At 65.6% G+C, this 2,394-nt stretch carries 1 protein-coding gene; it reads left to right on the forward strand.

Annotated features, from left to right (window positions below; genetic code table 11):
• Positions 1–2,394: preprotein translocase subunit SecA (secA, locus tag HUK84_RS15050; RefSeq protein ID WP_176641012.1), on the forward strand; the 2,394-nt coding region annotated here is incomplete at both ends.

Raw genomic sequence — 2,394 nt, forward strand, 5'->3', positions numbered from 1 at the left:
TTCGCCGTGGCGCGCGAGGCCGCGCGCCGCGTGCTGGGCATGCGCCATTTCGACGTGCAGTTGATCGGCGGCATGGTGCTGCATGCCGGGCGGATTGCCGAGATGCGCACCGGCGAGGGCAAGACCCTGGTCGCCACGCTGGCGGTCTATCTCAGCGCGCTGGCCGGCAAGGGCGTGCACGTGGTCACGGTCAACGACTACCTGGCCCGCCGCGACGCCGAGGAAATGGGCAAGCTCTACGGCTTTCTCGGCCTGACCACCGGCGTCATCGTGCCCAACCTGTCGGACGAGGAACGGCGCGCCGCCTACCATGCCGACATCACCTACGGCACCAATAACGAATTCGGCTTCGATTATCTGCGCGATAACATGAAGTACCGGATCGAGGACATGGTCCAGCGGCCTTTCTGCCACGCGATCGTGGACGAGGTGGATTCGATCCTGATCGACGAGGCCCGGACCCCGCTGATCATCTCGGGGCCGGCCGAGGACAGTTCCGACCTGTACCGCTCGGTGGACGCGATCGTCCGCGAGTTGGTCCAACTGCCCGACATGTACGAAAAGGACGAAAAATTCCGCTCGGTGATCCTGACCGACGCGGGGTCGGAACAGGTCGAGACGATGCTGCGCGCCGCGGGCGTGCTGCACGAGGGCGGGCTGTACGACATCCATAACATCGCGGTGATCCACCACGTGCAGCAATCGCTGCGCGCCCATACGCTGTTCGCGCGGGACGTCGACTATATCGTCCGCGGCGGCAAGGTCGTCATCATCGACGAATTCACCGGCCGCATGATGGATGGCCGCCGCTATTCCGACGGGCTGCACCAGGCCCTGGAAGCCAAGGAGCATGTCGAGATCCAGCAGGAAAACCAGACGCTGGCCTCGATCACCTTCCAGAATTATTTCCGCCTCTATCCCAAGCTGTCGGGCATGACCGGCACCGCGATGACCGAGGCCGACGAATTCGCCGAGATCTACAAGCTGGACGTGGTCGAGATCCCGACCAACCTGCCGGTGGCGCGCAAGGACGAGGACGACGAGGTCTACCTGTCCGCGCGTGAGAAATACGAGGCGGTCAGCAATCTGATCGAGGAAATCGCCAAGACGCCCCAGCCGGTGCTGGTCGGCACCACCTCGATCGAGAAGAGCGAGTATCTCTCGGAACTGCTGAAGAAGCGCGGCATCCGCCACAACGTGCTGAACGCCCGCTTCCACGAGATGGAGGCGACCATCGTCGCCCAGGCGGGCGCGCCGGGCGCGATCACGATCGCCACCAACATGGCCGGCCGCGGCACCGACATCAAGCTGGGCGGCAACGTGGAGATGCGCATCCGCCAGGAACTGGCCGAGGTGACGGACCCCGAGGAGCGGGCCCGGCGCGAGGCCGAGATCCGCGCCCAGGTCGCCGAATACCATCAGATCGTCACCCAGGCGGGCGGGCTGTACGTCATCGGCACCGAACGGCACGAGAGCCGCCGCATCGACAACCAGTTGCGCGGCCGCGCCGGCCGCCAGGGCGACCCGGGCAATTCGCGCTTCTTCATCTCGCTCGAAGACGACCTGATGCGCATCTTCGGCAGCGAGCGCATGGGCGGCATGATGCAGCGCCTGGGCCTGAAGGAAGGCGAGGCCATCGTCCATCCCTGGATCAACAAGGCGCTGGAGCGCGCGCAGAAGAAGGTCGAGGCCCGCAACTTCGACATGCGCAAGAACACGCTGAAATATGACGACGTCATGAACGACCAGCGCAAGGAGGTCTATGCCCAGCGCCGGGAATACATGGCGGCCGACGACCTGTCGGCCACGGTGCAGGAGATGCGCGCCGACGTCATCCACGACATGGTGGCGCGCCGCATCCCCGAACGCAGCTTCGCCGAGCAATGGCAGAGCGCCGAACTGGCCGAGGATGTGCGCCAGCTCCTGGGGCTGGACCTGCCGATCGCCGACTGGGCGCGCGAGGACGGGGTGGACGAACGCACCATCACCGAACGGCTGGAACAGGCTGCCACCCAGCTCCAGGCCAGCAAGGCCGCCAATTTCGGCCCGTCGGTGATGCGCTATATCGAAAAGCAGGTCCTGCTCGGCACCTTCGATTCGGTGTGGAAGGAACATTTGCTGGCGCTGGACCAGATGCGCCAGGGTATCGGCCTGCGCGCCTATGGTCAGAAGGACCCGCTGAACGAATTCAAGCACGAGGCCTTCCAGCTCTTTACCTACATGCTGGATGAGCTGCGCGCGCGCGTGACCTCGTCCATGGCGCGGGTCGAGATCGCGCCGCCGGTGCTGGACAATCCCTTCGGCGGCGTCGCCGAACTGCATGCCGACCCCGCGGTGCCGGGCCTGGCCTCCGAGCCTCCGCCGGGTGTCCTGGCCGGCGTCGGGCAGGCTTCG

The sequence above is a fragment of the Nguyenibacter vanlangensis genome, from assembly GCF_013376155.1.
GTDB classification, from domain to species: Bacteria; Pseudomonadota; Alphaproteobacteria; order Acetobacterales; family Acetobacteraceae; genus Gluconacetobacter; species Gluconacetobacter vanlangensis.